Consider the following 2,413-nt stretch of genomic DNA (forward strand, 5'->3'; position numbering starts at 1 on the left):
ACCCCGCAAGGGCTGCCCCGATGCCTTGCTCTCGTATCGAAATGAGCCAGTCACCCAGATGCACCCAGAAATCAGGATTCTCTTTCATCTTCATAATCCCCCCCATCAGAACAATGGGCGTCCGTGGGGTGAGCTATGGTCGCCCCTGTTAGTGAGTATTTGTTGGGTCTAATTTGAAAAACTTAACACCCTGTGTTTCGTCTTCTTGCAGGATGGCATGTTTTATTCTTTTCAGGGCAATGCGGGAAATCAATTCGGGTATTGACTCTCTAGCGCAATACGCTGTTGCCCCCGCATTCTTTGAAATAGGCTCAGGCAATTGAACCAAGATAAACTTTCTTCTGCCGCCATCTTTCTTGTTTTGCTTTAACACCGCATGACCGGTAGAACCACTTCCAGCGAAAAAGTCCAGAATGATATCTTCGCTACCCGTGACCTTCATTAAGTGCTCAATCAGTCCTGTCGGCTTGGGGTAATCAAAAACAGGTGAACCGAGAAGGGCTTCAACCTCTTTACTTCCTTGCTTCGTGGTAAAACCGGTTATGATTGTTTTTGGGTGTTCAGTGCCCCGCTTTTTAACATACTGAAGAACACCGTTAGGCTTGAAGAAGAACTCAACAACCTGCTGCCCTTTAGAGTCAACAGTGTCATTTCCTGACAGCCAGTTTTCGATTTGGCGCTTCATTGTCCAGCCCGCTTTTAGCGTGACTTCGCGAGCTAAGACACCATTCTTACATTCAAATACACCTGAAGTAACTTCAACGACTTCTTTATCTCCAAATACTGATGAAAACGTTTTATTTTCACCTAAAAACCTAACTCCAGCAGGGAATGTTATTTCTGACGCCGGGTTTTTAACGCTGACCTTTTTTATTGCCCGGTCAGAAATCAGGCTATCATCGCCCTTATAAATAAGATGAGTTAATTGCGTTCTGTCTTTTGCATAGGCCAGAATATATTCATGCTCCCGGGTAAAAATAGATGCTGAGGTTCTTCCACTCTGCCAGATAAATCTTTCAATAAGATTATCTTCACCGAATATTTCATTGCACACATTGGACAGATTAACCACCTCATGGTCATCTATCGATATAAATATAATTCCATAATCAGATAATAAATTTCGGGCTAATTTTAATCTGGGATAAATCATATTTAGCCAATTATCACGATAATTATCTTTATAAATAAAATCCTTGCCGGTGTTATAGGGCGGGTCGATATAAATCATCTTTATCTTTTTATGGTAAGACTTTTGTAATATTTTAAGCACTTCAAGATTATCGCCTTCAATAAAAAGGTTACCTGTGGTATCCCAGTTCACGCTTTCTTCTTTACAAGGGCGTAGCGTGCCTGTTGATGGAGTTTGAGCAATTTGACGTGCGCGAGTCTTACCCTGCCATGTAAAGTTGTAGCGTTCGTCACTATCGTCAATCGCCTCACCAAGCACCGCTTTCAAAGCATCAAAGTCAATTTTTCCTTCCGAAAATACCTCCGGGAAAAGTTGTTTAAGTTGCTCGACATTTTCTTGGGCGATACGGGATTTACTTCCCATGTATTTCACTGTTCCGCCTCCCGCTCTGTTGGTGCGGCCAGAAAATAAATAGATTCCGTTACCGGAATTCCGGCATCGAATGAATATCAAATAGTTAGGATTGCAGATACGAAAAAGGCCGCCTCAGCGACCTTCGATAATTTGGTGGAACCTCTCGGAATCGAACCGAGTCCTAATGCTCTTCAGGCATCCGCGCGAACCCTCTACGCCAAAGTTCCAGAAATGAAAAAGGCCACGCCATGCGCAGCCTTGAATTTGAACTAGTCGGTCAGACCGACAGGTTGAGTTATCTAGGGGGATCGAGGTGTTGACCATACCACCCAAAATCACATATAACATATTGATTTAACAGTGATATAGGTGTTGACCGACCATGATCGTTATCCGGTTTAACCGAACTACCCAATATCCTTTGGTAGTTGGATTTACGACGGGTAGATAGCAAGAAGCCCCGCGAGTGCGAGGCTGGGAAATCAATTTAACTTGACATAGTTAAGTTATGTTTCCACTGGCAGTAGCCTAATATATTTTCTCCGCGGTATAACATAAAATTTCCCACATAAGAAAGACGAATTACTTGAGGAGCAGGAGGAATGACTTTCTTAACTACGTTCAACCAGTAATGTTCTGTAACATCCTTAATTTCTATCCCTCCATATCCATCAGCAAATGGCATTTTGTTGATTTGTATTTTATTAACAGTCCTATCAAGGTACTGGGTGTACATATCAGGTCATGTATTAAATAGTTAGATTGAATATCAAAAATAGTACTCACGCTCAATAAAAGTTCCTATCACCTTATCGTGCATTTCTTCGGATTTTGAATAACTGATAGTTTTTCTATTCAGTCTTTTTA

At 41.9% G+C, this 2,413-nt stretch carries 2 protein-coding genes and 1 tRNA gene; all 3 read right to left on the reverse strand.

From position 1 onward, the window contains the following. Positions 1–148 precede the first annotated feature (148 nt). A complete protein-coding gene (locus tag Xhom_RS24635; protein ID WP_069314961.1) occupies positions 149–1,555 on the reverse strand; it encodes a site-specific DNA-methyltransferase in 1,407 nt (468 codons plus the stop codon). Positions 1,556–1,697: 142 nt separating this feature from the next. Further along, a tRNA-Phe gene (locus Xhom_RS24640) sits at positions 1,698–1,773 on the reverse strand. Between the two features lie 542 nt (positions 1,774–2,315). Next, positions 2,316–2,413 (reverse strand): IS1 family transposase (locus tag Xhom_RS24650; protein ID WP_244590824.1); only part of this gene is annotated, 98 nt, incomplete at its 5' end.

The sequence above is a fragment of the Xenorhabdus hominickii genome (assembly GCF_002632725.1).
GTDB lineage: Bacteria > Pseudomonadota > Gammaproteobacteria > Enterobacterales > Enterobacteriaceae > Xenorhabdus > Xenorhabdus hominickii.